The sequence below is a fragment of the Microbulbifer mangrovi genome (assembly GCF_002009015.1).
Lineage (GTDB): Bacteria > Pseudomonadota > Gammaproteobacteria > Pseudomonadales > Cellvibrionaceae > Microbulbifer > Microbulbifer mangrovi.
Genome location: NZ_LZDE01000090.1, coordinates 1 through 841, shown reverse-complemented (window position 1 = coordinate 841; position 841 = coordinate 1). Strand labels below are relative to the sequence as shown.

1 pseudogene is annotated in these 841 nt (G+C 54.0%); it reads left to right on the top strand.

Features of this window, described 5'->3' with window-relative positions:
- A pseudogene (locus B4U49_RS00410) lies at window positions 1–841 on the top strand (IS3 family transposase); the annotation flags it as partial.

The window sequence follows — 841 nt, the reverse complement described above, 5'->3', positions numbered from 1 at the left end:
TAGACCGATTAAGTGAGCAGGAGGCCGTGGAACTGGTCTGCGAAGCGTTCGAAGTACCTCAATCATGCTACTACGAATACATGAGCAGGAAGCGTGTCATCGATGCACCTAGGGTCCGGCTCAGGACCAAGGTCAACGAAGTCTTCAAGCGTAGCCGTAGCGCTGCTGGCGGCCGAACCATCGTTCGATTGCTCAATGACCAGGGAATCACTATCGGGCTCTTTAAAGTACGCGGCTTGATGCGTGAGGCCGGTTTGATTTGCAAGCAGCCTGGCCCTTACAAATACAAGAAAGCAACGGTTGAGAGTCGAGATATACCGAATGAACTGAATCGCCAGTTCGATGTGGAAAAGCCAAACCAAGTGTGGAGTGGCGACATCACCTATATCAGGGCCGGATCGCGTTGGTGCTACTTCGCAACGGTTCTAGACTTGTATGCCCGCCGTATCGTCGGGTGGGCGATCTCAAAGCAGTCTGACGCCGCACTCAAGGCGAATGCACTGGAAGTGGCCTGGAAGCAGCGAGGTAAACCGAATGGCGTCTTGCTCCACTCGGATCAAGGCAGCCAGTATGGGAGCCGCTTATTCCGGCTGCGACTGTAGCGCTGCCGGATGACTCAGAGCATGAGCCGCCGCGGAAACTGCTGGGACAAGGCCCTGATGGAAAGGCTGCTCCGCAGCCTGAAAAGTGAATGGATGCCACCTCTCGGCTACTACTCAATTGCTGAGGCAAGTCGAGACATCAGCAATTACCTAATGAATTGCGACAACTGGCAACGTCCCCATCAGCACAACGGTGGTATGCCACCTGCAAAGGCAGAAGAAAAACTTAACTTACTGTC